The following is a 26953-nucleotide window of genomic DNA, read 5'->3' as shown; positions in this document are numbered from 1 at the left end:
TAAATTAAGATTTGGCTATCTTAAATGCTAACGGCTTAACCGCAAGGCAGGCTTTTCGATCAGAACGATTATGACCAGGTAAATGCCGCAAAGGCCCAGATGAAAAAGATGCCGCCATAAAAAATCGCTTACAGAAACATACCAGGAAGCATAAACTAAACCAATTGCCAAAGCTAGGTAGCCCGCCATGGTAATTATTGGGTACGGTACGGGATAGTATTTCTGACCAAAATAATAACATGTTACGGCCATAGAAAAATAACAAACTAAAGTAGCCCAGGCGCAACCTATGTAGCCCAGCACCGGAATAAGCGCAATATTTAAAATGATGGTTATAGCGGCCCCGCCAAAGCTGATAAAAGTGCCGAAATACGTTTTATCCGTCAGTTTGAACCAGGTAGATACGTTATAATAAACTCCTAAAAATAAATTGGCCAGCAACAAAATAGGAATTACCGCCATACCCTGGTAGTAACTGGGCTGACGCAGTAAAAATTTAAAATCTTCGAGGTTAACGCTGATGAATAAGAAAATAAAGGCGCACACAATAACGAACCACTTGGTTACCAAAGCAAAGGTGTTGGCCGAGTTTTTCTCCTTTGCCTGTGCGAAAAAGAAAGGTTCGCCGGCGTAGCGGAAAGCCTGAATGGCTAAAGTCATGAAGGTGGCCAATTTGTAACAACCGCCGTACACGCCCAGGGCGCCTTTGCTGGTTAAACCCGGATAAAAGTTAGTGGGTAATAATTCCAGCAGTAAAATCCGGTCGAGAAGTTCGTTTACGATGCCGGCAAAACCCATGAGCATGATGGGATAACCATACCGCAGCAGCGGTATCATAAAAGTGAAGTCCAGCGAAAAACGGAAGGTGCTAAACTCCCGCCATAGGAGCGGAATTAATAGTAAATTAGCAACCAGGTTAATCAGAAAAATATAGCCCAACTTCCACTCCGGAAAGTAAAATTTTGAAATAACGGGCTTTAGGTTAGCTAAAAAGTTTTCCTGGTAAACATTATAGCAAAACCAATAAATAAAAACATTGGCGGCCACGGTAATTAACACGTTCAGCATTTTAATGCCCGCGAATTTAGCCGCTTTGTTTTCCAGGCGCAGCCGGGCAAACGGAATGCTGGTAATCGCATCAACCGCCAGAATAACCGCTAACCAGCCGATAAATAATTGCTGATTCGGAAACTTAATGAGCCGGGAAATGGGATTTATAAAAATGAGAATAACCGAAGTCAACAAAACACTCGAACAGATGATAAAGCTGAGTACGCGGTTAAACAATTGCTGGCGATCGGCTCCGGGTTGATTGGCGTACCGGAAAAAAGCAGTTTCAAGGCCAAAGGCGAATAAAATATTAAAAAAACCGACGTAAGCGTATAAACCATTAATCACGCCGTAATCTTCGGGTGCAAAAATGCCTAAATAAAGCGGAAAAAGCAGAAAATTAAGGGTGCGCCCAATAATGCTGCTCAAGCCGTAAGCCGCCGTTTGCCCTACTAATTTCTTCGCTACACTCATGCTGGTTTAGTCCATGGTCCATAGTCCATAGACCACAGATGAAATTGTTGAATTGTTGAAGAGTTAAATTGATTTTAGACGATAGTCCATAGAAGTTAATAATTAATAAAATAAGCAAGGTTGATAGTAGATAGACTTGCTATTATTTTAGGAAAGAAATTCTGATTTTTTAAATTTTTAACCTGTAACCTGCAACCTAGTTAGTTCCCTTTGAAATGAGGTTTGCGTTTTTGAAAAAAAGCATTGATTCCTTCTACGAAATCATCGGAACCGCAGCAGCGGCTAAAGGAATTGGCTTCGGTTTGATAGCCGTGTTCTTCTTTGTCGTACCAGGCATTTACGCAGTCCACAATCATACCTACGGCTAATGGCGCTTTAGACGTAATTTTGCGCATAATTTCCAGGCATTTTTCCATGAGCATGCCCGGCGTAGTTACGTGGTTGGCTAAGCCTAATCTTAAGGCATCATCGGCCGTAATCATGTCGCCGGTCATCATGAGTTCCATCGCTTTGCCTTTGCCCACTAATTGCGTCAATCGCTGCGTACCGCCGTAGCCGGGTATCAGGCCCAGGTTTACTTCGGGCTGGCCAAAACGGGCATTATGGCTGGCTACCCGGATATGGCAGGCCATGGCTAATTCGCAGCCACCGCCCAGCGCAAACCCGTTTACGGCCGCAATTACCGGCTTCGTGGATTCTTCAATCATGGCAAAAATATCCTGGCCCCGTTCGGCAAAACGGCGCCCGATCACTTCGTTTAGCTGCGAAATTTCGCCGATATCGGCCCCTGCCGCAAAGGCTTTATCCCCTTCACCGGTAAAAATTATGCCTTTTACCTCATCGTTATCGTACGCTTCCTGCATGGCCGTTTGAATTTCCTCTACGGTTTCAATGTTTAAGGCATTAAGCTTAGCCACCCGGCTGATGGTAATGGTTAGTATACCTTCCTGCAGGTTCAGTTTGAGGTTGTTATAAGTTGTCATAAAGTGTCCGGACTTCTATATTCAGGTCCAAATCCGGCGCAAATATAATTAAAACCCCCATGGATTATCAAACTTAGTACCCGGAATTAAATAATTGCACTTCTCTTGACTCTGGTGCTAGCGCCATTCATTTTGAAATCAGGTATTCTCTGTTATATTTGAATTAATTACAGACCCATCCGTTTCACTTAATTTTACTAGTATATGAGCCTATTATCAGAATTTAAACAATTTGCGGTTAAAGGAAATGTTATTGATTTAGCCGTTGGTATAATTATAGGAGCCGCCTTTGGTAAAATTGTAACTTCGCTGGTAAATGATATTTTAATGCCGCCGATTGGGTTAGCCATCGGGGGGATTGACTTTAAAAGTTTAAAGTATGTGCTGAGCGAACCTGTGATACAAGGTGGTAAAGTAATTACCGAAGGCGCTTCTATTAATTACGGGAATTTTATTCAGAGTCTGGTAGATTTTTTAATTATAGCATTAGCTATATTTGCTTTAGTAAAAGCAATAAATACCATGAAACGAAAAGAAGAGGCCGCACCGGCTACGCCTACCTTTACCAAAGAAGAACTACTGCTTACCGATATCCGGGATATACTTAAAAGCCGATCTTAATTTTTAAATTTATTTTATTTTGACGCCGCGCTTACCACATGCTGCCTGCATGAAAAAACATTGGTTGTTAAGTTGTTTATTGCTTTTTTCTTTTTTTAAAGTAACCGGTCAAACCGCTCCGGTAACGGTAATAACCCCGGTAGATACGGTAGCCAAAGCCAGGCCTTGGAAGTTTGGCGGAACGGGTACGCTTAATTTTAACCAGGTTAGCTTATCGAACTGGGCCACGGGCGGGCAAAGTTCGGTGTCCGGGTTAGGGCTGGTTACCACCACTATTAATTACAAGGATGCCCGCAGTTCCTGGAACAACACCTATAATTTTGTTTATGGTTTAGCTAAAATAAATAAAGAACGCTTGAAGAAAAGTGATGATCAAATTGATCTTACCTCTAAGTACGGCCGTAATATATCTAAAGCCTGGTATTACGCCGCGCAGCTAAATTTCCGGAGCCAGTTTACCCGCACCCTGGATAAAGAAACCAATGTTTTAGTTTCCCGCTTTTTAGCTCCGGCTTTTATTCTGACATCGTTGGGCATCGATTATAAACCCCGCGAAAATTTTTCGGTGTTTGTGTCGGCGGTAACGGGTAAGGTAACCATTGTCCGGGATCAAACATTGGCTGATGCGGGAGCGTTTGGGGTGCAACCCGCCAGGCGCGATACCGCCGGGGCCATTATTCCGGGGACTGGCGACCGGTTCCGACGCGAATTTGGGGGTTACCTGAATGCGCGTTTCCGGACGCCGCTGATGGAAAATATTACTTTTTTAACCCAGCTTGATTTATTTTCGAATTACAACCGCAATCCCCGCAACATTGATGTGAACTGGCAAAATACCATTAACATGAAAGTAAATAAACTCATTTCGGTAAGCTTGTTTACCCACCTTATTTACGACGACGATATTATGACCGAAGTAGATTCGGACGAAGACGGCGTAGTTGATAAAAAAGGACCCCGCGTTCAGTTTAAAGAAACTTTGGGTATAGGTTTAACTTATAAATTACCGAACCGGAAAAAATTATAAACCTGGGCTTGCCGAAGCACAAATGGCAGTTCTGGCAGAAATTGGAAAATAAACCACAGCCAACCAGTTACGTTTATTATTTTAAAAAAAATATTCTTTTTGCGCGTTTAAACAAAGCCCAAGCGCGTTATGGCGCCCTGAAAAATTAAAAATTCCGGAACAAGCTGGTATATTGCTGATAGCGGCTCAAATAAAATGACTAATTTTGCGAATTATTCGTAAGTACGCGTACAAGCGCGCAAACTTATTACGCGCCACCTTGTTCTGCTTATACCATTCAAGAATTAGCCCATGTTCATAAAGCCCGGAAAGCTTTTAGCTGCCATTGATTCGCCCGCCGACCTCCGGAAATTACCTCCTGAACAGCTTTTAGAAGTTTGCCAGGAACTCCGCCAGTTTATTATCGATAATGTTTCTATTTACGGCGGCCATTTTGGCGCTAGTCTGGGGGTGGTAGAACTAACGGTGGCCTTGCACTATATTTTTAATACTCCCGAAGATCAACTGGTCTGGGATGTGGGGCACCAGGCTTACGGGCACAAAATTTTAACGGGCCGGCGTGATACTTTTTACACCAACCGGAAATACGGCGGTTTGTCGGGTTTTCCGAAACGCAAAGAAAGTGCATACGATACTTTTGGCGTGGGCCATTCATCTACGTCTATTTCGGCGGCCCTGGGTATGGCGGTAGCATCGCAATACAAAGGAGAAGTTAACCGACAGCACATTGCGGTAATCGGCGATGGCGCTTTAACCGCCGGTATGGCTTTCGAAGCGCTCAACCACGCGGGGTTACCAATACCAATTTGCTCGTTATTCTCAACGACAACTGCATGTCCATCGACCCTAATGTGGGAGCGCTAAAAGAGTATTTAACCGATATCACCACTTCGCGGACTTACAATAAACTGCGCGACGATATCTGGAATATACTCGGTAAAATCAGTAAGTTCGGGCCCAATGCCCAGGCTATTGCTTCTAAAGTAGAAAGTGGGATTAAGGCGGCCTTGTTGAAACAAAGCAATTTATTTGAATCTTTAAAATTCCGCTACTTTGGTCCCATTGACGGGCACGACATCAATCATCTGACATCCGTTCTTCGCGATTTAAAAGATATTCCGGGCCCGAAACTGCTGCATTGTTTAACGGTAAAAGGTAAAGGTTTTGCTTTGGCCGAAAAAGACCAAACCAAATGGCATGCGCCGGGTACGTTTGATAAAATAACCGGTGAAATTTACAAAGTACACCACGATACCCCGCAGCCGCCAAAGTACCAGGACGTATTTGGCCATACCATGGTAGAGTTGGCCGAACAAAACAGTAAAATAATGGGTATTACGCCGGCGATGCCCTCGGGTTGTTCTTTAAATATTATGATGGCCGCCATGCCCGACCGGGCTTTTGACGTGGGTATTGCCGAGCAGCACGCGGTTACTTTTTCGGCGGGTTTAGCTACGCAGGGATTAATACCATTCTGTAATATTTATTCTTCCTTTATGCAGCGCGCCTACGATCAGGTAATTCACGATGTGGCGCTGCAGAACTTAAACGTGGTTTTTTGCCTGGACCGGGCTGGTTTCGCGGGCGCCGACGGGCCCACCCACCATGGTTCTTACGACATTGCTTATATGCGCTGCGTACCCAATATGGTGGTTTCCTCGCCGATGAACGAGTCCGAATTACGCAATTTAATGTACACTGCTTCGCAACCCGATATGGGGCCGTTTAGTATCCGTTATCCTCGTGGCGAAGGTGTAATGCCCGAATGGCGCACCCCGCTCAAGAAAATTACGGTAGGCACCGGTCGTGCAATCCAAGAAGGCGAGGAGTTGGCCATTTTAACCATTGGCCCGGTCGGAAATTACGCCGTGGAAGTATGCCGTAATTTGCAAAAAGAAAACGTAAAAATCGGCCACTACGATATGCGCTTTGCTAAACCGCTGGACGAAAAACTACTGCACCAAATTGCCCAGAAATACGATAAAATTTTAACGGTTGAAGACGGTTGTTTGCAAGGCGGTTTCGGTAGTGCTGTTCTGGAATTTATGGCTGATAACAACTACCATCCCCAAATAAAACGTTTAGGTATTCCGGATGCCATTATCGAGCACGGTTCGCAACTAGAACTACACCGGGAATGCGGCTTCGACCCATCGGGTATGGAGAAAATGGTCAGGCATTTACTTTTTCAAGCAGTTGCGGTTTAAGATCTAATCGGATTTAATTAAAAACAAAGGAGACGAATTTTGATTGTCTCCTTTGTTTTTATAACAGGTTTATACCAATGTTTAAGCAAGCAAAATCAATTTCCTACTATCATTTGATTTCTGGCGCGTAACGCTGGGGTACAATTCTGTTACAAATTTTAAAAATTTTAAATTTTTTAAGTTCGAAGAGTTTCTTTTTTATAGACTTTGCTGTTTAATTTGCTATAAAGCTTATTTAAGCAATTGCAATAAGGCAAAAAGCAGTGTTTCAAATCTGAAAAAAAATGTTATCTATTTCTAATAAGAATTAGAATATTTTCATTTTTATTTTTTATTATTAGGGGCAACATAAACACGCAACCTTATGAAAAAAATCTTACAACTTTTTTTGGCTTTCTCTATATTAGTTTGCCTGGCATCCTGCAAAGGCGATGATGGGAAAGATGGCGCTCCCGGACCAGCTGGTCCCGCTGGAACCCCTGGTGCCCAAGGCCCTGTTGGTCCGCAAGGCCCTCCTGGTACTTCTGCTGATACTGCTCAGGTGTTTGATTTTCCGGCGCCCAATTTTGAGGCTGACGATGATGGAAACTATGAGATAGGAATAGATTTTGCGGCCAATGATATAGAAGTTGGAGAAACGGATATTGTGTTAGCTTATTTACTAACAAGAGTTGGGCAGAGTAATGGTCAAGATATACCCTTTTGGAGTGCACTACCACAAACTTATTATGTAGATGGCTCACCAATCACCTTTAATTATGCTTACTCAAACTTGGGATTAATTTTATCTCTAGAAGCTGGATTTAACCTGGCTGAACCAGGAAAAGACTACACCCGTTTTACAAATAATAATGTGTACAGAATTGTTCTAATTCCGGGTAGAGTAGGCGGTCGTACTACCGGTAAACCACTTACCAAGGCTGATTTGAGTAAATTTCCGGTTGATTTAAATGATTATAACGCAGTAGTAAAATATTTTAAAATTAAAGACGCAAACGTAAAAACGTTAAAGCTGAAATAAAATCTTAATTATTCGAGAGCTTAATTCTGGTCAATAATCCAAAGTTTTCGTTTGATAAACCCGTAAGAAGAAATTTTTACGGGTTTTTTCATGATTAATGCACCTAAAAAGATGAAAGACATAGAGGAGCAAACCATTACGGATTCTGGTGGCGCGGGCAAAGTACTCGTATTTTTGCACGGGTTCTGTGAGAGTAAAGAAATATGGGAGGCTTTTATTCAACCTTTCCGGGAAACTTACCGAGTTATTGCGATTGATTTGCCCGGATTTGGTAAAAATACTGCTCCCCGCGCTAGCTATTCCATGGAAGAGGCAGCGGCTTACGTGTACCAGGTACTCAAAGCCTTGGAAATTAAAAAATGCGTTTTGGTGGGCCATTCCATGGGGGGGTACGCCGCCTTAGCTTTTGCCGAAAAATACCGCGGTATGCTCAGTGGCTTGTGTTTGTTTCATTCCAGTGCCTTACCCGACTCGAAGGAAAAAAAAGAAGCCCGCACCAAAACCATTAAATTTATTAAAAAAATGGCCTGGAGGTGTTCATGAATTCCTTTGTAGCGCCATTGTTTTCGCCGGCCCGGCGCAAGTTTTTTTCGAAAGAAATCAAAATGCTGACTACTATTGGTAAAAGTACTTCTACGGAGGCAGTTTTGGGTGCGGTAAAAGGCATGCGTAACCGCAAAAAAAGATTGAAAGTTTTAAAAGATGCCCGTTACCCCGTGTTGTTTATTGCGGGTAAAGACGACCAGGCCGTTACTTTAGAACAAACCCTGGCGCAATGCGCCATCCCAGTCAAGGCCACCGTTGTATTTCTGGCCAATACTGGCCACATGGGCATGTTCGAAAAACCTTTTGACACTCAAAATGCGCTCCGCCATTTTGCGGAATCCATTTTAATTTGATTTCCTTCTGTAAATAAAAAAGCCCCAACGGAATGGTTGGGGCTTTATACAAAAGAAAAAATTTAAAAAATTACACTAAATCGTGGGCGAGTAAGTACTCGGCAATTTGTACCGCATTGGTGGCGGCACCTTTGCGTAAGTTATCCGCCACAATCCACATGTTTAACGTGCGTTCCTGCGTTTCATCCAGGCGGATGCGGCCTACGAGTACTTCGTCTTTCTGATGCGCATCTTGGGGCATCGGGTATTTTAAATTTTTCACGTCGTCCACCACAATTACGCCGGGCGTTTTCTCCAGAATGGCATACACCTCTTCCAAAGTAAAATCTTTAGCAAATTCTACATTTACCGACTCCGAGTGGCCGCCCATCACCGGAATCCGGACGGTAGTGGCAGTTACTTTTACGCTGTCGTCGCCGAAGATTTTTTTGGTTTCTTTTACCATTTTCATTTCTTCTTTGGTGTAACCGTTTTCGGTAAACACATCAATGTGCGGGATTACGTTTAAATCTATCTTGTACGGGTAAGCCATTTCGCCTGCTTTACCGGCTCGTTCGTTCATCAACTGGTCTACTGCTTTTTTGCCGGTACCCGTAACCGACTGGTACGTAGACACTACAATGCGTTTGATTTTAAACGCTTTGTGCAGCTCGTTTAAGGCCACCACCATCTGGATCGTGGAGCAATTGGGGTTAGCAATAATTTTATCGGCCTTGGTTAACTCTTTGGCATTAATTTCCGGCACTACTAGTTTTTTGGTGGGGTCCATGCGCCAGGCCGAAGAATTATCAATTACGGTAATGCCGGCGGCGGCAAAATTAGGCGCCTCGGCCAAAGAGGTACTGCCACCCGCCGAGAAAATGGCAATTTCGGGTTTGGCCGCAATTGCTTCTTTCACTCCCATAACAGTTAGCTCTTTACCCTTAAAAGTTTTCTTGGTACCAATTGATTTTTCCGAGGCTACTAATAATACTTCGTCTACGGGGAAATTGCGTTCCTCCAAAACTTTTAAGATTTCACCGCCTACCAGGCCGGTGGCACCTACTACTGCTACTTTCATGGGTTTTAATTGAATTAAAAAATTTAAAAAATGTTAGCTATACGTTCCGTATTCCCTGTTTACAGCTTATAACACTTTAACATAAGCTTTTACCCGGGGCAAAACGCGGCGCAAATAAAATATATTTTTAGGACTAATCGCTTGCTATGCGAAAAATTTTACTTTTCTTTTTATTTCTGCAGCCATTTTTAAGTTTTAGTCAGTTACAAGATGATTTTACCGATGGCGATTTTTTGCATAATCCTACCTGGCTGGGCGATGTAAATTCTTTTCTGGTAAACCCGGCCAAACAGCTGCAAAGTAACGGACCCGCGGTAACGGGCACCAAATTACAATTAGCTACCCCTTCCCGGTCGGCGGTAGATGTGTCGTGGGAGTTCTGGGCACAATTGAATTTTGCTACTTCGGGCAGTAACTACGCCGATGTTTTCTTATTATCAGATTCGGTTAACTTAAGTGGTAAAAACAAGGGCTACTTTGTGCGCTTGGGCGGTACCGCCGATGAAGTTAGCCTGTATCGCAAAGATTCGGGTAAAACGCCCGTCATCATTATTAATGGCACCGATAAAACTTTGGCCAGCAGTACCACCAACACCGTACGGGTTAAAGTTACCCGCAATGCGGCCGGCGAGTGGCAACTGCACGCTGACTTCTCCGGGGCGGGTACCAATTACCTGGCGCAGGGTAGTGTTACTGACTCTACGTACCGGCAAGCCAATTATTTTGGAATTTTTGCAGAATATTCGTCCGCCAATGCCAAAAAAATCTTTTTCGACGATATCCGCATCCGCGATACCAAAGCGCCGGCTTTACTTGGTATTAATCGCACGGGTAGTAATACCTTAGATGTAAACTTTAGCGAACCCGTTACGGCCGCGTCGGCTCAACTAGCAACCAATTATACGCTTAAACCAGCCACTGTTCATCCCACCACGGCTATTCGCGATACTGGCAACGAGGCTTTGGTGCACCTTACCTTTGCCGAAGAGTTTGCTAATAATACCAATACCCTCACGGTGAATAATGTGCAGGATTTATACGGTAACACCCAGAACACCGCCGAAAGCCGTTCTTTTACGTATTTGCGGCCGGTAATTGCCCTGGCCGGCGACCTGCGCATTACCGAAATTCTGGCGGATTATTCGCCTGCCGTAAATTTACCCGAGAGCGAATATTTTGAAATTTACAATGCCAGCGGCAAAACTTTTAACCTGGTTAACTGGAAGTACTCCGATGCCACCACTTCGACGGGCGTTTTCCCAACTGTATCTTTGGCACCGGGCGAGTACCGGATTGTATGCCGGGCGGCCGATACCCTGGAGTTTAAGTCTTTTGGTAAAGTAATTGGTTTAAAAACTTTTCCCTCTTTAAATGATGGCGGCGATGCCGTAGAACTATTCGACCAAACCGGAAAACTAATTGATAAGGTAAATTATACGCCGGCCTGGTACCGCGAAAAAGATAAAGCCGAGGGCGGTTGGAGCTTGGAAATTATAGATCTACAAAATACTTTATATATTTAATGAATTGACAATCAGGTTATTAATTGCAAAAATGATTTTTAAGGTACAAATAAGGAGCAATAATGCTCACCACTTCATAAAAAACGGCTCTTCCGGATGTTCTTTCTGATGCTGTAGGATCTGGTCTAAAGCATCATCTGAACTAAGCAGCTCGTGGGCGTTCTCATAACCCAGCACCCGGGCAATGTCGTAGGAGTTCACGTAAAGTTGGTTTGATTTCTTGTCTTTGTAAAAGCGAACCGGCCACCCTTCCACATTGTCCAGGTAGGTGATCCGGTTCTCATATTCGGCTATAATCTGCATCGTGGTATTAGCTGGCAATGTTACCGAAGTATCTTTCGTTAAACTCAACTTTGTCCTGTTCCTTTACTTCTTTAGATCGACGCTCTAACCAACTATCTAACTCAATAATATTACCGGCAGTCAAAAAAGCATCCCGGATTCGGCGCATTGTAAAGAAATTTTCTTTTGAATCTTCATCAAAGGCGTTTTCAGGCATCTGATGTATAAATTTGAACATTACGGTATCTACGATGCTTGCAATTTTTGTAATACCGTAATGTTCAATTAACTCTAGTATGGGGCGAATGTCAATGGGTTCTCTATAAAGGTGAAATATAAACTTAGCATGCTGTTCAGACTCGGGCTTAGCTTTAAGTACCTCGGCTTGATGTATTTGCGCCTGGATGGCTTCGATTCGGCGCTGCAAGTTTGTTTTATTACCTACTAAATACGGTGGAATGTTTGCGGCTTCTTCACTACAGCTTAGCTGTAAGGCTGATTTTAGACTAATAGCGTCAATAGCATCATTTTCAAATGCCGAAATTGCAGTTTGGCGTAATTCTTCGCGCAATGATTCTTCTGCCGGATTTTCTGTTACTGTGGTTTTCATGGCTATTATGAGTATTTAAAAATTTATTAGAATTGATTTAAGTTAAAGGTATGCTTAAGTAATGTTCTGGATTTCAATCGATGTAAGGAGTTAGCACACAATTAGCATATCCTGCTATGATACTATTTCTTACTTTTCTGAGAGTTGCATATATGCCGGCTATGTTGTCATTCATGTGCCAGCCGGTATAACCTAAGTATCCTATCATGAACTCCATACTTTGATCTATGGCTTGAGCTACTTCTTCTGGTGAGGTTTCTTCAACTATGGCGTGTAGTAGAGGAGTTGCGTTAAATATTACCGGTGAACGATCTTTATCTGGTTTATAAATAATGTTAATGTCACTTAAATCATTTTCATCCAAATCTATAGTCCGGCAGGTTCCGGCTGCAGGTACCTTACCGTTAGGTAGGTCATAAGTAGATGCACTTTCAATCCTGCCTTTTAAGTATTTGATTCGAGATTCTAAATCTAAAATTTCATCCTGGGATAAAGGATTAGGCTTTGATGGATCATCCCGGCGGGTAAGCCTTAAGGCAGAACTTAGGCTAATCGAATCTAAGGCCTTCTTTTCAAATGCCTCAATTGCTGTTTGACGGAGTTCCTCTAATAGAGTATTAGAATGCTGGTTTTCGATTAGTGTAGTTTTCATGAATGTTAAAATTAAGATTTGTTTAATTATGTTAGACATATTTGCTTTAAATTCGTATTATTGTAACAAATATATGATGTTATACTATACAAAGCAAATTATTGTTGCAATTAATTATACATTTATTTAAGAAGTTTAACATGAATATACAAACAACCTTTGGAAGCCGATTAAAAGAGTTTAGAAAGTTAAAAAAGATGAGTGGGGAAGATTTAGGGGAAGTAATAGGGGTAGGACGTGGGCAAATCTCACATATTGAAAATGATAAAACACTTCCTACATTAGAAGGCTTTATCAAATTATTAAATGCTTTTCCTGAACTAGATGGCCATTGGCTGGCCTGTGGAGTAGGGGAAATGATCCGGACCGAGCCGGTAGTAGAAGGTAGTATAGAAGCCGCTAATTGCTGGAAGCTGCTGGAGTTGGAACGGGCTAAGTCTAATACTTACCTAGAATTGTTAAAAAGTAACAATGTAAAGATTGAATAGATTAAGCTTTGTTTATTTGGAATAAATTGTAGACTTGTATAGCATATTCAATGCCTGTTAGTTGACCTCTTAAGGTGGATCTTTCTAAAATAGTATACTCGTCGTTTTCAATAAGTTCATGTTGTAATTGAGCTTTCTTTTGTTCGAGTTGCTGAAGGTATTCCAGTGTATTGATTGTTTGAAAATCTACTGTTATATCTTCTTTATTCAAAATGGCTCTTAATTTTCCCTCAAATTGATCCATATTATCGTAATATGAGTTGGTATCCTGAATGTAAACCATAGATGCTTGTAAAGCTGCTTTAAACTGTTCATCGCTTATAGCAGTACCTTTGGTTCTATAGCCCTTTCTTTTGGAAAAGGATCTCTCTTTACCTAGGTATAAATCCGGCCCTTTAGGATCATAGCTAAAAATAATATTTATAACAAACTTGTTTTTAGGATCTGTAGTGAATAAAATTATTTCTATTCTTTGGTTCTCTATAATTGAATAGTACTCTGCCTGGTTTCCCCAATCAGCCGTGACAAAATGAGTGAGCGATTTTTTGAAATACTTCTCAAATTTCTCCTGGGGAATAGTTACCGCATCCTCAGGCTTAGTAATTGTCCAACTTACACCGGTTAAATATTCAAATTTTATTGATGGAAACTCATCATCATAATCTACATAAATTATTAGCTTTGGATTAAAATAAATATATGAATCTCCTTTAAATAAGTATTCAATTTGTTCCATGGTAATGACATAAACCTGTTAAATATAGTAAATACCTTTTAAAGATTATATGAACTATTAATTTAAACACCTAAAACATGGAATGGTACGACTGGATTGCTTATGTCTTTATTGCGGCCGGCGTTTATCTGATAATAGTTAAGCGGATTCAGAAGGGTGGCCGGTAAAGAATTAACAAAAAACCCATCTTAAAATACCTTTTTAAATACAATCAGGTTCATTATTATATTTTTTAAGGTGGGAGTAGCTTTAGTAAATTCATAATATCTCCAGGAGTATTCTATAACTTCATAGATAATACTACCTTCTGTTTTTTCCTTGAACCTCAATATTCCCTGATTACTTAAATGATTAATAAGATTGTCTAATTTGACTTTATTGCCTTTTAACTGGTTTAAGTCATGGTAAATTTCTTTTTCAATACCGCTTATTTCATCAAATTGGGAAAGCAGCAAATCTTGCATGATTCCCGGTGCTTTATTGGTGTAGATTGTAATGGTTGGATAATTCATGATTTTTGAGGAATTTTAAGTGCTGCTTAAGAATAGAAGGGTCGATTAATATTTTTAGATAATCATTCTTTTATCTGCCTGTTTTTTAAAACGACGTTCTTCTTTCCAGTAAAGGAAGATAGCAAGTGGAATGAGGCAACCAAGCCATAAAAGGAATAATAAATCTATTGTAGCCATAACATTATTTTTAGAAAAGTATGTTCTAATATAATAATTTATTATATATTAAAATTAATATATTAATATTTTAAATTGTGGCTACTTACAGGGATGGCAGATTATTAGTTGTTGCGCTTTCTATATTTCAAAAGACTATAACACAAAAATTATGTGCGGCCGCTATTCCGAAACCGAAGATTTAGAAGCCATTGAAGAACGCTTTGATGTGCGAATAGAAGAACCTTACCAACCTTCCTACGATGCCCGGCCGGGTGATGTGCTGCCCGTAATTACCAACACTGATCCCAAGCATTTAACTTTTATGAAGTGGTCCATTCTGCCGCATTGGGCTCCGACCAGAGATTTTAAATACGATACCTTTAACGCGAAATCCGAAGAGCTGACCTGGAAACCTTCTTTCCGGAGCCTGATCACTACTAAGCGCTGTCTGGTACCCGCTTCGGGTTTCTACGAGTGGAAAGACGTTACGCCAGTAGAAAAAGATATGTTCGGTCAAGTGATCACCAAACCGAAAACCAAAAAGCAAAAAGAAATCTATTTCATCAACCTGAAGGATGAAAACTTACTGGCTTTTGCCGGCTTGTGGGATGAGTGGGTAGATACCAGCTCCGGCGAAGTAGTACGTTCTTTTACCATCATTACCACCCGGGCCAACGAACTGGTCAAACCCATTCATCCGGAACGCATGCCCGTAATCCTGGATCGCGATATAGAAAAACTGTGGTTATCTAATGATCTTAGTAAACAAGAATTACTAGATTTGTTACAACCTTTTGATGCTGCTAAAATGCAAGCCCGACCCATTCCCAGCATTGCCGCTTTCCCCAATCCGCAATAGCAATCAACTAAATATATTAGTTTTTAGGGGTATTTAGAAAAATAATTCTCAAATATTTAGCTTTTGTATATTTTATTACGTTATTGCTAACATTATTAGTATCTACCCAATAGTATTCTTAGCTGTTTCGTGATATATGCTGCCGGAAAATCGCACCATTGCGCACTTTGACCTGGATACGTTCTTCGTGTCGGTGGAGCGATTACGGAACTCCCAACTGGTGGGTAAACCGGTAATCATCGGCGGCTTATCCGATCGGGGTGTGGTAGCCAGTTGCAGTTACGAAACGAGGCGTTACGGGGTACACGCCGGCATGCCGATCCGGATGGCCAAGCAACTCTGCGGGGAAGCCCTCATTATGCGGGGCGATATGGAAGCCTACAGCAAGTACTCGGCCGACGTTACCCAAGTGATTGCCGCTAAAGCCGATATCTACGAGAAAGCTTCGATTGACGAGCACTACCTGGACGTCACCGGCCTGGACCGTTTCTTTGGTACCTGGAAGTGGACGAACGAACTTCGGAACTTGATTATGAAAGAAACGGGTTTACCCATTTCCTTTGGTTTATCGGTTAACAAAACCGTTAGCAAGATTGCCACGGGCCAGGCCAAACCCAACGGCACCTTACAAGTCCAACAGGAACAGGTAAAACCTTTTCTCTCGCCACTTTCTCTCCGCAAAATACCCGGCGTGGGCGAGAAGAACTACCAGCTCTTGCGCAACATGGGCGTACCCACCATTGAAGTGCTCACCATGATTCCTCCCGACGTGATCCGGAAAGTATTGGGTAAAGAAGGTATCTCTATTTGGGAAAAGGCCAACGGCATTGATTTAGCGCCCGTGGTGCCTTATTCGGAGCAAAAGTCCATTAGTACCGAGCGCACTTTTAGCACGGATACCACTGATGTTGCTTACCTGAATAACTTGCTGGTGTCGATGGTGGAAAAGCTGGCTTTTGAACTGCGGCAACAGGAGAAGCTAACCAGTTGTATTACGGTGAAGATTCGCTACGCCAACTTTGATACGCATACCCAGCAGATGATGATCCCCTACAACGCCGCCGATCACATCCTCATCCGCAAAGCCAAAGAGTTGTTCCAGAAGCTCTATAACCGGCGCATGCTGATTCGCTTACTGGGGGTAAGATTAAGCCATCTGGTGCAAGGCTTTCAGCAGATTGATTTATTTGAAGATACTACGGAGCTGGTGAACCTCTACCAGGCGATGGACAAGATCCGCCATCGCTACGGCGCCGAAGCGGTTAAACGAGCGGCTGGATTAACGGGTAAAAAGTTATGATGGCCTTTGTTCATTCGTACTACAGTCTGCGTTACGGTACCCTCTCGGTGGAAGAGGTAGTGGCTACTGCCGTGAAGCAAGGCTATAAAGCTTTAATCTTAACAGACATTAATAATACCTCGGGCGTGTTTCCTTTTGTAGCCGCCTGCCGCGAACTCGGTATCCAGCCTGTAGTAGGCATAGAATTTCGGCGGGATAATCAACTGCTATACACCGGCGTGGCTTTAAACCAAGCGGGTTTTCAAGAGCTAAATATTTTTTTGAGCCACTATCAACTGCTGCAAGAAGCATTACCCGATAAACCACCTGCTTTTAACCAGGTAATGGTTATTTATCCTTTTGCCCTGGGTACTAGCCAAGCGCTTCAAGAGAATGAATACATTGGAGTGCGGCCCCACGAACTCAACAAGCTGCAATTCTCTAACCTGCGGCACTATCCGGATAAGCTAGTGATGCAACCGGTATTTACTTACGAGAACCCAGAAGGATACGCCTTGCACCGCCACTTACGGGCCATTGACCATAACATCTTACTCAGCCAACTTACTCCGGAGCATGCTCTAAATGAGGATGCCGCTTTTCTACCGGCTAATCAGTTACGCAAAAGTTACGAGCGTTTTCCTAGTTTGATTAGCAATTTGGAAAAGCTGGTCGCACAAGCCAGTTTTACTTTCGACTTCAGCAGCCGCAAGAACAAATTCCTTTTTTCTGCCACCGCTTACGACGATAAACTGCTATTGGAAAAATTAGCCCAGGACGGCTTGCGCCAGCGCTATGGGGCTACGCATAAAGTAGCCCGGCAACGGGTAGAACACGAGCTAACTATTATTGATAAACTTGGCTTTAGTGCTTATTTCCTCATTACTTGGGACGTGATCCGCTACTCCATGAGTCGCGGTTTTTACCACATTGGCCGGGGCAGTGGGGCGAACAGCGTGGTAGCCTATTGTTTACGTATCACCGACGTAGATCCCATAGAACTGGACTTGTACTTCGAACGCTTTCTCAATCCCAAGCGCACCTCGCCCCCTGATTTTGACATTGATTACAGCTGGGACGAACGGGACGAGGTACTCGATTACATCTTTAAACGCTACGGCCGGGAACATACCGCTCTTTTAGGAGCCATGAGTACCTTTCAGCAAAACGCTATTTTGCGGGAACTAGGTAAGGTGTACGGGTTGCCTAAAAGTGAACTCGATGCTTTAGTAGCTAATCCCGCAGCGGGAGCGAATCAAAACCAGTATACGCAGCAAATCTTCCGATACGGCAAATTGCTCACCGACTTTCCCAACGTACGCTCCATTCATGCGGGCGGCGTACTTATTTCCGAGCAACCCTTGACTTGTTACACCGCTTTGGATTTACCACCCAAAAACATGCCGACCAGCCAGTGGGACATGTACGTAGCGGAAAGCATCGGCTTTGAGAAGCTCGACATCTTAAGCCAGCGGGGTATTGGCCACATCAAGGAATGTGTGCACCTGGTGCAGCAAAACCAGAAACTCAAGATTGATGCGCACGAAGTAGCCCGCTTTAAAACCGACGAGAAAGTCCGGCAACAGTTAAAATCCGGGGATACCATCGGCTGCTTCTACATTGAAAGCCCAGCCATGCGGGGTTTGCTCAAAAAACTGCACTGTGATAATTATTTGTCTTTAGTAGCGGCTAGTTCCATTATCCGGCCGGGCGTGGCCAAATCGGGCATGATGAAGGCGTATATCCAGCGCTTTCACCACCCGGACAAGATTGAGCACATTCATCCGGTGCTGGGGGAACAGTTGAAAGAAACCTATGGGGTAATGGTTTACCAAGAAGATGTTTTAAAAGTTTGCCACCACTTTGCCGGCTTAGACCTGGCCGATGCCGATGTATTACGTCGGGGCATGAGCGGTAAGTCCCGCTCCAAGCAAGAATTTCAGAAGTTAGTCGATAAGTTTTTTAGTAACTGCCGGGAGAAAGGCTACCCGGAAGCCATTACCCGCGAGGTCTGGCGGCAGGTTGAATCGTTCGCGGGTTATTCCTTTTCTAAAGCGCACTCGGCTTCATTCGCCGTGGAAAGCTATCAGAGCTTATTTTTGAAGACCTACTACCCGCTGGAGTTTATGGTAGCCGTGATTAACAACTTTGGCGGGTTTTACCAAACGTGGGTGTACGTGCAGGAAGCCCGGAAAGCGGGTGCTATGATTCACTTACCCTGCGTGAATCATAGCCTCTTTACCACCACTATTTACCAGCAGGACATTTACCTGGGCCTAGTGCATATCCAGAACCTGGAGCAGCAAGCATGTCAAAGAATCGTAACGGAGCGCCTTCAACAGGGACATTATACTAGCCTAGAAGATTTTATCAAGCGTACGCAGATTACCAAAGAACAGGTAGAAATCCTGATCCGCATCGATGCTTTTCGCTTTACGGGTCAGAGTAAAGTACACTTGCTCTGGGAAGCACTTTACTTGCTCGGTCATAAAAGCAACCTGGATGCGGAAGCGGTTTTATTTCAAGCGCCGCAGAAACATTTTCATTTACCCAGTTTAACCTATACGTTGGTAGATAAAGCCTGGGATGAGTTAGAACTGCTGGGCTTCCCGGTGAGCCTGTCTTATTTTGATCTGCTGAAAACGAAATACCGGGGGGATGTACTAGCGGCTGCCATGGCGCAGTATACCGGAAGGAAAGTACGCATGTTGGGTATATTAGTCACAACGAAACAAGTCCGCACCATCCGGGGAGAACTCATGCAGTTTGGTACTTTTCTGGATACGCAGAATAACTTCTTTGATACCGTTAACTTTCCTCCATCCTTAAAAGACTGGCCCTTTAAAGGCCCTGGCGTGTACCTGCTGCTAGGAAAGATTACAGCAGAGTTTGGGTTCCCCAGTATGGAAGTAGAAAAGATGGACAAACTGCCTTTTCAGGAGAAACACCAGCCCGCCACAAACTTGAAACTGGCGGATATCACCTAGCTCAGAAAAGCCTTGTACAGTTTTAGCGTTTCCTGTTTCCTACGCCTTAGTGTTTGGAAACAGGAAACGGTAATTAATACGGGTTTACCGGATAATTTCTACCCAGCCTTTCCAACTGGAACCCTTAGTTGTGGTAAGTTGGTAATAATATATGCCATCCGACAGACTGCCCCCATCCCAGGTATTTTGATAATTAGCCTGCTCATATACGAGTGTTCCCGACCGATTGAATACTTTCAGGTTTACGGATAAACAAGTAATATTAAAAGCAAAGGTGTCGTTTAAACCATCCCGGTTCGGCGTAAATACATTTGGTAAGTCTTGCTTTTTGCGTATTACCACCTCCGTAATTTCCTTAGTTTGGCTACACTCATTCCCAAACAACGCGGTTAAAGTGACTTTATATTTTCCTTCTTGGGTATAGGCGTGAGTAGGTGCTTCTTCATTCGATGTGTTCCCATCCCCAAAGTCCCATAAAAAACCAGTAGCGCCTTTAGTCTGGTTGGTAAAGGTGGCTTGAAAAGGAGCATAGGCTTGGGTAGTAGAAACCGAACTACATTCCGTAGGGACAATGGCTGCCATAATACTAGTGGGAACTACCACGGTAATCGTTTTAGTGCTGCTGAAGCTACAAGCACCTTTTTGTACCGAATAGGTAAGGGTATGGGTACCGACTTGGGCCAGCGCAGGCGTAAATACGCCGGGTGCATTTACCCCCGTACCCGACCAGGTACCTCCGGCCGGACTAAAGCCGCTCAACGAGAAACTACTAGCTGAAGCACACACCGTTTCGTCCGCTCCAGCACTTACCTCTGGCAGGGCCGTGATAGTCAGATCAAGGCCATTATCTGCGCTCATCAAACCCGTAGAGGCGATGATCCGCATCCGGTAACCACTACCGGCTATAATTTCTAGAGGAATATTTGCCTCTATCGGGCTAGTTGGACCCGTACCGATCACTATTGGTGCAACAAACGAACCACTGGCATCCGAAAGTTCTACCAAAAAACTAGTTCCTTCCGCCCAGTAACCCGTAGTCGTAAACGGAATGGCTATAGTAGAACCCGCACAAATACTGGTCGTTGGCAAGGAAGAAAGATTCATTGTAGCGGCGGCGGGTGGCCTGGCCTTGGTGATAAACAAATCTGGTGAGCCGATAGCGGTTATTTCTTTAGCTCCAAAATCTACGGTTTCATCGAATGCTCCTGTCAAATAACTATTTCCTTGACCATCCTGGGCAAGATCAAGGTACAATCCGTCTACATTTAAACCTCCCGCCTGCAAAGCCCAGACTGGCTCGCCATTGGCATTATAGTGCGCCAGGAAAATATCTTCATCCTGTACACTGTTCAAGGTGGTAGCGCCTACTTGAACTAGTTGATTGAAACTACCCGCAATCGTAACTTGACCAGTCGCATCCACGGTAATGCTCTTGCCTATATCCGCACCTGCTCCCCCAGTTTTGGTAGCCCAAATAACCTTCCCGTTCGCATCATATTTGGCTATGAACACATCTTCTTGTCCACTGCCATTTAAGATGAGGTCATTCAAGGTTAATTCATTCACAAAGAGCCCGGTCAGATAGCAGTTTCCGGTTTTATCCAAGGCAATGGCTTCCCCCATCGCATACGGACCTGAACTTGTACTTGCCTGACGAGCCCAGATTACATTGCCACTGGGATCATACTTGACTAAAAAAGCATCACTGTTTCCAATTGCTTGTAGTGGCTTAGTTCCAAAAGAAACCTTTCCGTCAAAATATCCGGTGATATAACTATTTCCTTGAGCATCTACTGCTACATCATTACTCAAACCGATACCTTCGCCACTAAACGTTTTCGCCCAGACTACCTCGCCACTGGGGTTGTATTTGGCAAGAAACGGTTTTTCAATCAGTTCCGGGCCAGTCAAGATAATAGAACCAAAAGCGATTCTTTCCTGAAACCACCCGGTAACATAACTATTCCCCTGATTATCTACAGCTATCCCATATCCTTCCGCCAGAGTACTACTCGTGTTGGTTGCCCATAAAACCTTGCCGTTGGTATCGTATTTAGCTAGATACGTTCCGAACCCTTTATCTGGAAGATTAATATTACCAAAAACAGCTTTCCCCTCCAGGCTGCCGGTTAGATAGCTATTCCCTGCTGGGTCAACGGCGATGGCGCGGCCCCACTCGGAATTACCACCGCCAGCCTGGCGAGTCCATACTTCCTGGCCATCCGTATCATATTTGGTTAGAAAGATATCATAGTAGATTTTGTAAATATCATTAACCCTGTTCTTCAGGATCAAATCCCCAAAGTGAATGGTGTCTTCGAAGGCCCCGGTAATATAACTGTTCCCGGCCGCATCTACCCCAATGCTGGTGACCCAATCGGTCCCTTTACCCCCCGCCTTTTTCACCCATTGCCACTCCTGTCCAAAAACAGCAGAACCTTGCAGGTACAGCCAAAGTAGTGTTATTAGGGTAAATAGTTTATTCATGCCGCTTACTATTTAGTATCTATACCAGCCGCAAGCAACATATAATTCTTCTCGAGAAATATTTTCTTTCTTACTCGAGCCAAAATCCAATGCATATCTAGGATTTGTATTACAAACTGATAAGGTGGATGAACTACCAGTAGTATTTACTAGTTTCCAAATTTATAAATAGCTAAACTATGAAACTCTATAATAACCTGACACGCAAAGGTAAAATTATCCGCATGACCTTAGCCCGGATTGTGATATACGGCGCTCTACTCGTGGCCTTTTACCTTGCCTGTGCTAGATTATACCGGACGATAAATAAAGTAAGAACCCCGGTAGAGCGAGATAAGAGCTTGCCTGTTGCCCTAGGAAGTTTTTAAATCAATAAAAGGAAATAAAACAGCTATCCGGGGAGAGTGGCTGTTTTATTGGGGTGTTTTAACGAATTTCCTGCTGATTTTTGGTGCCACTTTGCCAACTTAACTTCCTAAGAGTCGTTACCCTTTGTAAATCATTTGCCTCTTACCTTTTTACAACGAACTTGCTAATCTAATTGAAAATGGAAACACCAGTACCAGGTTTGCTCCTTTACCCTGATTTTATCAGTGAAGCCATGGAGGCGGAATTGATCCAGGAAATTGATCACCAAACCTGGGTGGTGGATTACGATAGAAGGTTGCAATACTATGGGTACCGCAATGAATTGGAAAAGCCTTATAGTCTCATACCCTTTCCGGTTCCGATGCCGTTGCTCATTCATCAATTATCCGAAAACCTGGTAGAACAGCATATTGTCTCGATTCCACCCGACCAGGTTATCATCAATGAATATGCGCCGGGAGAGGGACTCCGCCCGCATAAAGATCGGAACTATTTCGAAAACCAAATTTGTGGGGTTAATCTGGGCAGTGGGTGCATCATGCGTTTTATCAAAATTGCCGGTGGGGACGTGGTAGATGTGGAGGTTCCCCGGCGCTCGGTATATGTGATGCAAGATGATGCCAGATATAAATGGAATCACTCCATTCCTCCCCGCAAAAAAGATATGGTGGAGGGTCAGGTAAAACATCGGGGAAGAAGGTTATCTATTACATACCGCAAGGTAATCCTGAAAAAAGTGAAACCGCTTAACCCAGAAGGGAAAGTGGCCAAAATGTTACAAGAGCATTTTCCTAACCATGTGAATACTAAGTAAGTAAAAGGCGATAATTGGATATTGCAGAATGCTCCTATGACTGATTTTACCTGGACTTTCAGACCAGATAGGACATATATCCTTAGTAGCACAGGAATTACCCATACTCATGATTGTACAAAATATTACATTCAGTGATTGGATTATGGTCTATAAGCGCGGATGGTTTTATTGATGTTAGATTTAATGGTTTCACAATTGGAGTAGATGGTCGGCTGGTAAGGGTTGATAAACACACATGTAAAGTTTATGCCAAACCATGTTTCTATTATGAAGAGACCTATATGATTATAAAAAAATATAATTAACTCAATCTGGTTTATCTGTTCCGGCTACAACTGCTTCACCGTATTTTGGCTAATAGAAATGCTGTTGAGCTGAATGTAGTTATTCTGTTGGTTTATTACAGCCGGTTTGCTTTCATCACTTAGATTAAGCTTACCTATCACATCAAAATAAAGCTTAGCCGCACGTTTATTACCTTCAACAGCATAGTTCATTTAGGATAAATGGAAAAGCCTCAAAGTACGGAGCCTAGATTAGGATTGCTTAATTTATTGATCATAGTTTTATCCATTTATGTTCTGGGTGCATTGGTTATCGAAACCGTTTTTAAACTACCTACTGAAATCTCCCAAATACTTAGCTTACTAGATAATGCTATTTGTGTATTCTTCCTGGCTGACTTTACTTACCGATTCTATCAGGCGGAAGATAAAATTAAATTTATGCGCTGGGGCTGGATTGATCTGATTTCCAGTATTCCCGCTGTGGACTTCTTACGAGCTGGTAGAGCTATCCGGCTGATAAGATTACTGCGAATCTTAAGAGCATTTCGTTCAACAAAACACTTAGTAAATCATATCTTTAAGAATAGAGTACAAGGTACCTTTTCCGCTGTTGCCACTATTGCCGTGCTCATGGTCATCTTTTCAGCCATTGCTATTCTTCAGGTAGAAACGGATCCCAATAGTAACATTAAGACGGCGGAAGATGCCTTGTGGTGGGCGTATGTGACTATAACTACCGTGGGCTATGGCGACAAATTTCCGGTAACAACCGAAGGCCGACTTATTGCTGCGCTGCTAATGACGGTGGGAGTGGGTTTGTTCGGTACCTTTACCGCCTATGTGGCTTCTTGGTTTATTGAAGGGAAAAAAGACACTATTTAAATCGCAATCCCATCCGTTTCATTTCTAATTCAAAATAGTACTATTAATATAATAATTAAGGTTGTTTTAAGTTATTTTTTAGAAGCAAAGCAAAGTATGGCATAATATTTAGTATTTTATATATTAAACTAATATGCCATGTTCAATATAGTCCAATTCAATCGGTGCAATCAGGAGCAGAAAGTAGCTCTTGTTTTAGATCAAGGTCAATTTATTCAAATTCGTGTCAGCGGTGATTACAGTATTGTTCTGTACGCTATAGGTAAATTTTATGCTGAAATTTGGTACAAAACGGCTACTTCTAAATTCTTTATGGTAAGAGGATTTAGCAACCAAGACATGTTAGATCCCTACCTGGAGACAATAGATTTAACCCAATTAATTGATTATTGAAATGAAATAGTGGTTATGACCTATAGCTTTTATTCTTTTTATCTATGTAATAATTGCCATCTGGACCATTTGGGAATGGATTTATAAGAAATGGCGACCCAAGCCGAATAAACAGCGAAAATATAGAGGATTGTGATTTTATATTTTTAGGTTAATAAAAAAGCCACCCGGAAGAGTGGCTTTTTAATGATATTGTTATTGAAGATTTATAGCGCTACTCCATAATGAGTAAAAGTTGTAAATCCAAAAAAGTTATAATCTGCTTTGCCAAAATGAGTAACATATTCTGTGCGTAATGTACCTATTTTGGATAAATTATAATACCGATAACCCAGTTCTACGCCAGGATAAACTTCTTTGTGTTTTCCATTATCTGACGTATCAGTACTACATTCGTGACAGGTATCAGCATCACCATCATATCTATCCGCTGCATAATTAAATCCCTTGTTCATAAGCCGACTATTGAATTCAAATATGCTATTATCACTGTGAATGCGTGCAATTTCAGCTGCATATGCTAGACCCGTTAATGTATACTGGGGGTGCCAACAATCTGTCGTACAAAACTCTGGCATAGCACCATCATTAGCTATTACATAGGGCATTAAATCTTTAATGTAATCATAACCGCTCTGATAAATAGTAGAACTTTCTAAATAGACACCCATCGCCATTTGAGCATAAGCCGCAGAAGTACCCCAATTCGATTTGTATTTATTTTGAAATTTACCACTTACATTTAAGGGACCGGTTACCAATATGTATGTATTTAGATAACCATTGAGGGTATTGAAAAAGGCAGCAAGATTCGTTAATTCAGTGGAGGAAAAACCAACGGGTGCCTGAGTTCCACCTATTTTATAATATCTTATAATTTCAGCGGCTGCCGCAAAATTTGGGGCTACCCAAGCGGCTTGTAGGGCCATTTGCTCATCTTGTGTATCCGGTTTACCATCTTCATGAACTTTGTAGTAATCAAACTCACCAAATTTGGAAGCCCATCGGTTAATTATAAATTTTGCTCTATCTGCAAAATAGGATTGACCGGTCCGGACGTAAGCTAATGCGTAGGAATATGCCAGCACGGAATGTTGCCTCATTGTACCTTCTCTTTGTTGTGGATCTACTGAGAGGGGTACGCTGCCAGTGGCTCTCACCATTACAGTTGCATTAGTTGGCAACGCATTCAAATAAGCTTGAACATCACTGTAAACAAATTGGTTGTTAAATGCAGCTACCTGGTTGTTATAGGAGGAAGTACGAGCCGTTGAAGGGTCATTAAGCTGAGTGATCGAGTTTAAACTTGCTTGCGTATTAACAATACCAGGATGAATAAAATTAGTTAAGTTAGAAGAATTTGTTTGATTCGTTTCTATAGGCTCTGGAACCGTATCAAACTTACAACCATTAAGTAATGTAAAAATAAAAAGCAATCCAATACTGATTACCTTCTTAGCGCGGAAATTGTGTTTCATAAAAAATTTAAGAATTGAGAGTTAAACGATTCTTAAATATTAGGAAAAAAACCTACATCGCAATACCTATATTTAAGTATTTTCTTGTTTTTATAACTATTTATCTAATAATAAATTAAAAATTTATCGTTTCTATACTGAATGCTCCATTTTTATAAAGATATCCCTTCCCAATCGCCTATAACTGATCCGCCTCCTTAAATATTTTACCTTACTCTACCTAAACTCCCTATCCCTATTTCTTTTCCTATTATCAATCACATATAATGTCTGTTACTACTCCTCTGCCCCAAACTCCTAGACATTATCCGGTTAGGGGCGGTGGCTACCTGCAAGTGATTTAAAGCCACATACCGAAGCGGGTCCCAACCGTGGTTGTTGTTCTTTGCCGGTTCGTTTAAGCTGTTGCCGTTCCGATCAGTAGCCAACTCTTCAGGTAATTATTGCATTACTACACGCGTGTGTAGTTTTTCCTCACCTTTTCTCACCTTTTTTACGGTTACATAAACTCTTTACAATCCTATTAACCGGCCCTTTTTATTATGCAAGAGAACTCAATTCTTATGAGAATTTATAATCGTACTTATTCAATAAGATGGATCCAAAATGCGAATTGGCTAGCTTCACTACTTGTCCTTTTTAGCAAGTTGGATTCATTGGATTATGGTTAAACCTTAGCAAGTGGTTCGTTCTTTTTAGCTCGTTAAATTCGTTAAATTTTGAGCCGAAATGCTAGCAACTAATTCTTCTACATTTGACGAGAACTCATAGACTAAAAATAGTATTCTAGCATTACAGTATAACTGGTTTA

General features: G+C 42.4%; 26 protein-coding genes and 1 pseudogene. 15 read left to right on the top strand and 12 right to left on the bottom strand.

Annotated features, from left to right (window positions below; translation table 11 throughout):
* Positions 1–27 precede the first annotated feature (27 nt).
* Together AHMF7616_RS15815 and AHMF7616_RS15810 are read right to left on the bottom strand one after the other, a co-directional pair.
* On the bottom strand, positions 28–1524 hold the full coding sequence (locus AHMF7616_RS15815; protein WP_115373771.1) for an oligosaccharide flippase family protein: 1497 nt from the start codon (positions 1522–1524) through the stop codon (positions 28–30).
* 200 nt (positions 1525–1724) lie between these two features.
* Positions 1725–2507 carry an enoyl-CoA hydratase/isomerase family protein gene (locus tag AHMF7616_RS15810; RefSeq protein ID WP_115373770.1) on the bottom strand — a complete coding sequence of 261 codons (783 nt, stop codon included), beginning with the start codon at positions 2505–2507 and terminating at the stop codon, positions 1725–1727.
* A gap of 204 nt (positions 2508–2711) precedes the next feature.
* Here AHMF7616_RS15810 and mscL point away from each other — a divergent pair, with 204 nt between their 5' ends.
* The 6 genes and pseudogenes from mscL (at position 2712) to AHMF7616_RS27195 (ending at position 8282) form a co-directional block, all read left to right on the top strand.
* The gene (gene mscL / locus AHMF7616_RS15805; RefSeq protein ID WP_115373769.1) at positions 2712–3128 is read left to right on the top strand and encodes a large-conductance mechanosensitive channel protein MscL; all 417 of its coding nucleotides are present in this window, start codon (positions 2712–2714) and stop codon (positions 3126–3128) included.
* Between the two features lie 49 nt (positions 3129–3177).
* On the top strand, positions 3178–4155 hold the full coding sequence (locus AHMF7616_RS15800) for a DUF3078 domain-containing protein (RefSeq protein WP_115373768.1): 978 nt from the start codon (positions 3178–3180) through the stop codon (positions 4153–4155).
* 291 nt (positions 4156–4446) lie between these two features.
* A pseudogene (gene dxs / locus AHMF7616_RS15795) lies at positions 4447–6362 on the top strand (1-deoxy-D-xylulose-5-phosphate synthase).
* A 364-nt stretch (positions 6363–6726) separates the two neighbouring features.
* Entirely contained in the window at positions 6727–7383 is a 657-nt protein-coding gene (locus AHMF7616_RS15790) for a hypothetical protein (protein ID WP_115373767.1), read from the top strand.
* A gap of 111 nt (positions 7384–7494) precedes the next feature.
* A complete protein-coding gene (locus tag AHMF7616_RS27200) occupies positions 7495–7926 on the top strand; it encodes an alpha/beta fold hydrolase (RefSeq protein WP_233507600.1) in 432 nt (143 codons plus the stop codon).
* The gene (locus AHMF7616_RS27195) at positions 7923–8282 is read left to right on the top strand and encodes an alpha/beta hydrolase (protein WP_233507599.1); all 360 of its coding nucleotides are present in this window, start codon (positions 7923–7925) and stop codon (positions 8280–8282) included. The genes AHMF7616_RS27200 and AHMF7616_RS27195 overlap by 4 nt, the downstream gene beginning before the upstream one ends.
* 70 nt (positions 8283–8352) lie before the next feature.
* On the opposite strand, the gene AHMF7616_RS15780 is transcribed toward AHMF7616_RS27195, so the two are convergent.
* A complete protein-coding gene (locus tag AHMF7616_RS15780; RefSeq protein WP_115373766.1) occupies positions 8353–9342 on the bottom strand; it encodes an aspartate-semialdehyde dehydrogenase in 990 nt (329 codons plus the stop codon).
* Between the two features lie 146 nt (positions 9343–9488).
* On the opposite strand from AHMF7616_RS15780, the gene AHMF7616_RS15775 reads away from it, so the two are divergent.
* Positions 9489–10865: a lamin tail domain-containing protein gene (locus AHMF7616_RS15775; protein ID WP_115373765.1), complete on the top strand. Its 1377-nt coding sequence runs from the start codon at positions 9489–9491 to the stop codon at positions 10863–10865.
* A 66-nt stretch (positions 10866–10931) separates the two neighbouring features.
* Here the strand turns inward: AHMF7616_RS15775 and AHMF7616_RS15770 are convergent, their stop codons facing one another.
* From AHMF7616_RS15770 to AHMF7616_RS15760, 3 genes are all read right to left on the bottom strand, one after another.
* Complete coding sequence (locus AHMF7616_RS15770) at positions 10932–11168, bottom strand: hypothetical protein (protein WP_147275700.1); 237 nt, start codon at positions 11166–11168, stop codon at positions 10932–10934.
* A 7-nt stretch (positions 11169–11175) separates the two neighbouring features.
* Positions 11176–11757: a hypothetical protein gene (locus tag AHMF7616_RS15765; RefSeq protein ID WP_115373763.1), complete on the bottom strand. Its 582-nt coding sequence runs from the start codon at positions 11755–11757 to the stop codon at positions 11176–11178.
* 73 nt (positions 11758–11830) lie between these two features.
* Positions 11831–12409, bottom strand: a complete 579-nt coding sequence (locus AHMF7616_RS15760; RefSeq protein ID WP_147275699.1) for a hypothetical protein — start codon at positions 12407–12409, stop codon at positions 11831–11833.
* A gap of 140 nt (positions 12410–12549) precedes the next feature.
* Between AHMF7616_RS15760 and AHMF7616_RS15755 the strand changes: the two genes are divergently transcribed.
* On the top strand, positions 12550–12897 hold the full coding sequence (locus tag AHMF7616_RS15755; protein WP_115373761.1) for a helix-turn-helix domain-containing protein: 348 nt from the start codon (positions 12550–12552) through the stop codon (positions 12895–12897).
* 1 nt (position 12898) lies between these two features.
* On the opposite strand, the gene AHMF7616_RS15750 is transcribed toward AHMF7616_RS15755, so the two are convergent.
* From AHMF7616_RS15750 to AHMF7616_RS27520, 3 genes are all read right to left on the bottom strand, one after another.
* Positions 12899–13633: a hypothetical protein gene (locus AHMF7616_RS15750; protein WP_115373760.1), complete on the bottom strand. Its 735-nt coding sequence runs from the start codon at positions 13631–13633 to the stop codon at positions 12899–12901.
* A 188-nt stretch (positions 13634–13821) separates the two neighbouring features.
* A complete protein-coding gene (locus AHMF7616_RS15745; RefSeq protein ID WP_115373759.1) occupies positions 13822–14145 on the bottom strand; it encodes a hypothetical protein in 324 nt (107 codons plus the stop codon).
* 54 nt (positions 14146–14199) lie between these two features.
* Positions 14200–14322, bottom strand: coding sequence for a hypothetical protein (locus tag AHMF7616_RS27520; protein WP_262511726.1), 123 nt, complete (start codon positions 14320–14322; stop codon positions 14200–14202).
* A gap of 151 nt (positions 14323–14473) precedes the next feature.
* Between AHMF7616_RS27520 and AHMF7616_RS15740 the strand changes: the two genes are divergently transcribed.
* From AHMF7616_RS15740 to AHMF7616_RS15730, 3 genes are all read left to right on the top strand, one after another.
* Positions 14474–15163 carry an SOS response-associated peptidase gene (locus AHMF7616_RS15740; protein WP_115373758.1) on the top strand — a complete coding sequence of 230 codons (690 nt, stop codon included), beginning with the start codon at positions 14474–14476 and terminating at the stop codon, positions 15161–15163.
* A gap of 136 nt (positions 15164–15299) precedes the next feature.
* Positions 15300–16463, top strand: a complete 1164-nt coding sequence (dinB, locus tag AHMF7616_RS15735) for a DNA polymerase IV (RefSeq protein WP_115373757.1) — start codon at positions 15300–15302, stop codon at positions 16461–16463.
* Positions 16460–19429, top strand: coding sequence for a DNA polymerase III subunit alpha (locus AHMF7616_RS15730; RefSeq protein WP_199474247.1), 2970 nt, complete (start codon positions 16460–16462; stop codon positions 19427–19429). The genes dinB and AHMF7616_RS15730 overlap by 4 nt, the downstream gene beginning before the upstream one ends.
* Before the next feature lie 84 nt (positions 19430–19513).
* On the opposite strand, the gene AHMF7616_RS15725 is transcribed toward AHMF7616_RS15730, so the two are convergent.
* Positions 19514–21916, bottom strand: coding sequence for an SBBP repeat-containing protein (locus tag AHMF7616_RS15725; protein ID WP_115373756.1), 2403 nt, complete (start codon positions 21914–21916; stop codon positions 19514–19516).
* Positions 21917–22095: 179 nt separating this feature from the next.
* Here AHMF7616_RS15725 and AHMF7616_RS26190 point away from each other — a divergent pair, with 179 nt between their 5' ends.
* A complete protein-coding gene (locus AHMF7616_RS26190; RefSeq protein WP_147275698.1) occupies positions 22096–22284 on the top strand; it encodes a hypothetical protein in 189 nt (62 codons plus the stop codon).
* 233 nt (positions 22285–22517) lie between these two features.
* Entirely contained in the window at positions 22518–23099 is a 582-nt protein-coding gene (locus AHMF7616_RS15720) for an alpha-ketoglutarate-dependent dioxygenase AlkB (RefSeq protein WP_158546188.1), read from the top strand.
* Positions 23100–23431: 332 nt separating this feature from the next.
* Here the strand turns inward: AHMF7616_RS15720 and AHMF7616_RS26450 are convergent, their stop codons facing one another.
* Positions 23432–23599 (bottom strand): hypothetical protein, encoded by a 168-nt coding sequence (locus tag AHMF7616_RS26450; protein WP_158546187.1) that lies wholly within the window; start codon positions 23597–23599, stop codon positions 23432–23434.
* A gap of 9 nt (positions 23600–23608) precedes the next feature.
* Here AHMF7616_RS26450 and AHMF7616_RS15715 point away from each other — a divergent pair, with 9 nt between their 5' ends.
* The gene (locus AHMF7616_RS15715) at positions 23609–24271 is read left to right on the top strand and encodes a potassium channel family protein (protein WP_115373754.1); all 663 of its coding nucleotides are present in this window, start codon (positions 23609–23611) and stop codon (positions 24269–24271) included.
* Positions 24272–24409: 138 nt separating this feature from the next.
* On the top strand, positions 24410–24664 hold the full coding sequence (locus AHMF7616_RS15710) for a hypothetical protein (RefSeq protein ID WP_115373753.1): 255 nt from the start codon (positions 24410–24412) through the stop codon (positions 24662–24664).
* Between the two features lie 206 nt (positions 24665–24870).
* Here the strand turns inward: AHMF7616_RS15710 and AHMF7616_RS15705 are convergent, their stop codons facing one another.
* On the bottom strand, positions 24871–26142 hold the full coding sequence (locus AHMF7616_RS15705; protein WP_115373752.1) for an alginate lyase family protein: 1272 nt from the start codon (positions 26140–26142) through the stop codon (positions 24871–24873).
* Positions 26143–26953: the final 811 nt, after the last annotated feature.

It is taken from the genome of Adhaeribacter pallidiroseus, from assembly GCF_003340495.1.
Taxonomy (GTDB): domain Bacteria; phylum Bacteroidota; class Bacteroidia; order Cytophagales; family Hymenobacteraceae; genus Adhaeribacter; species Adhaeribacter pallidiroseus.
This window is presented reverse-complemented; position numbering and strand designations above follow the sequence as displayed.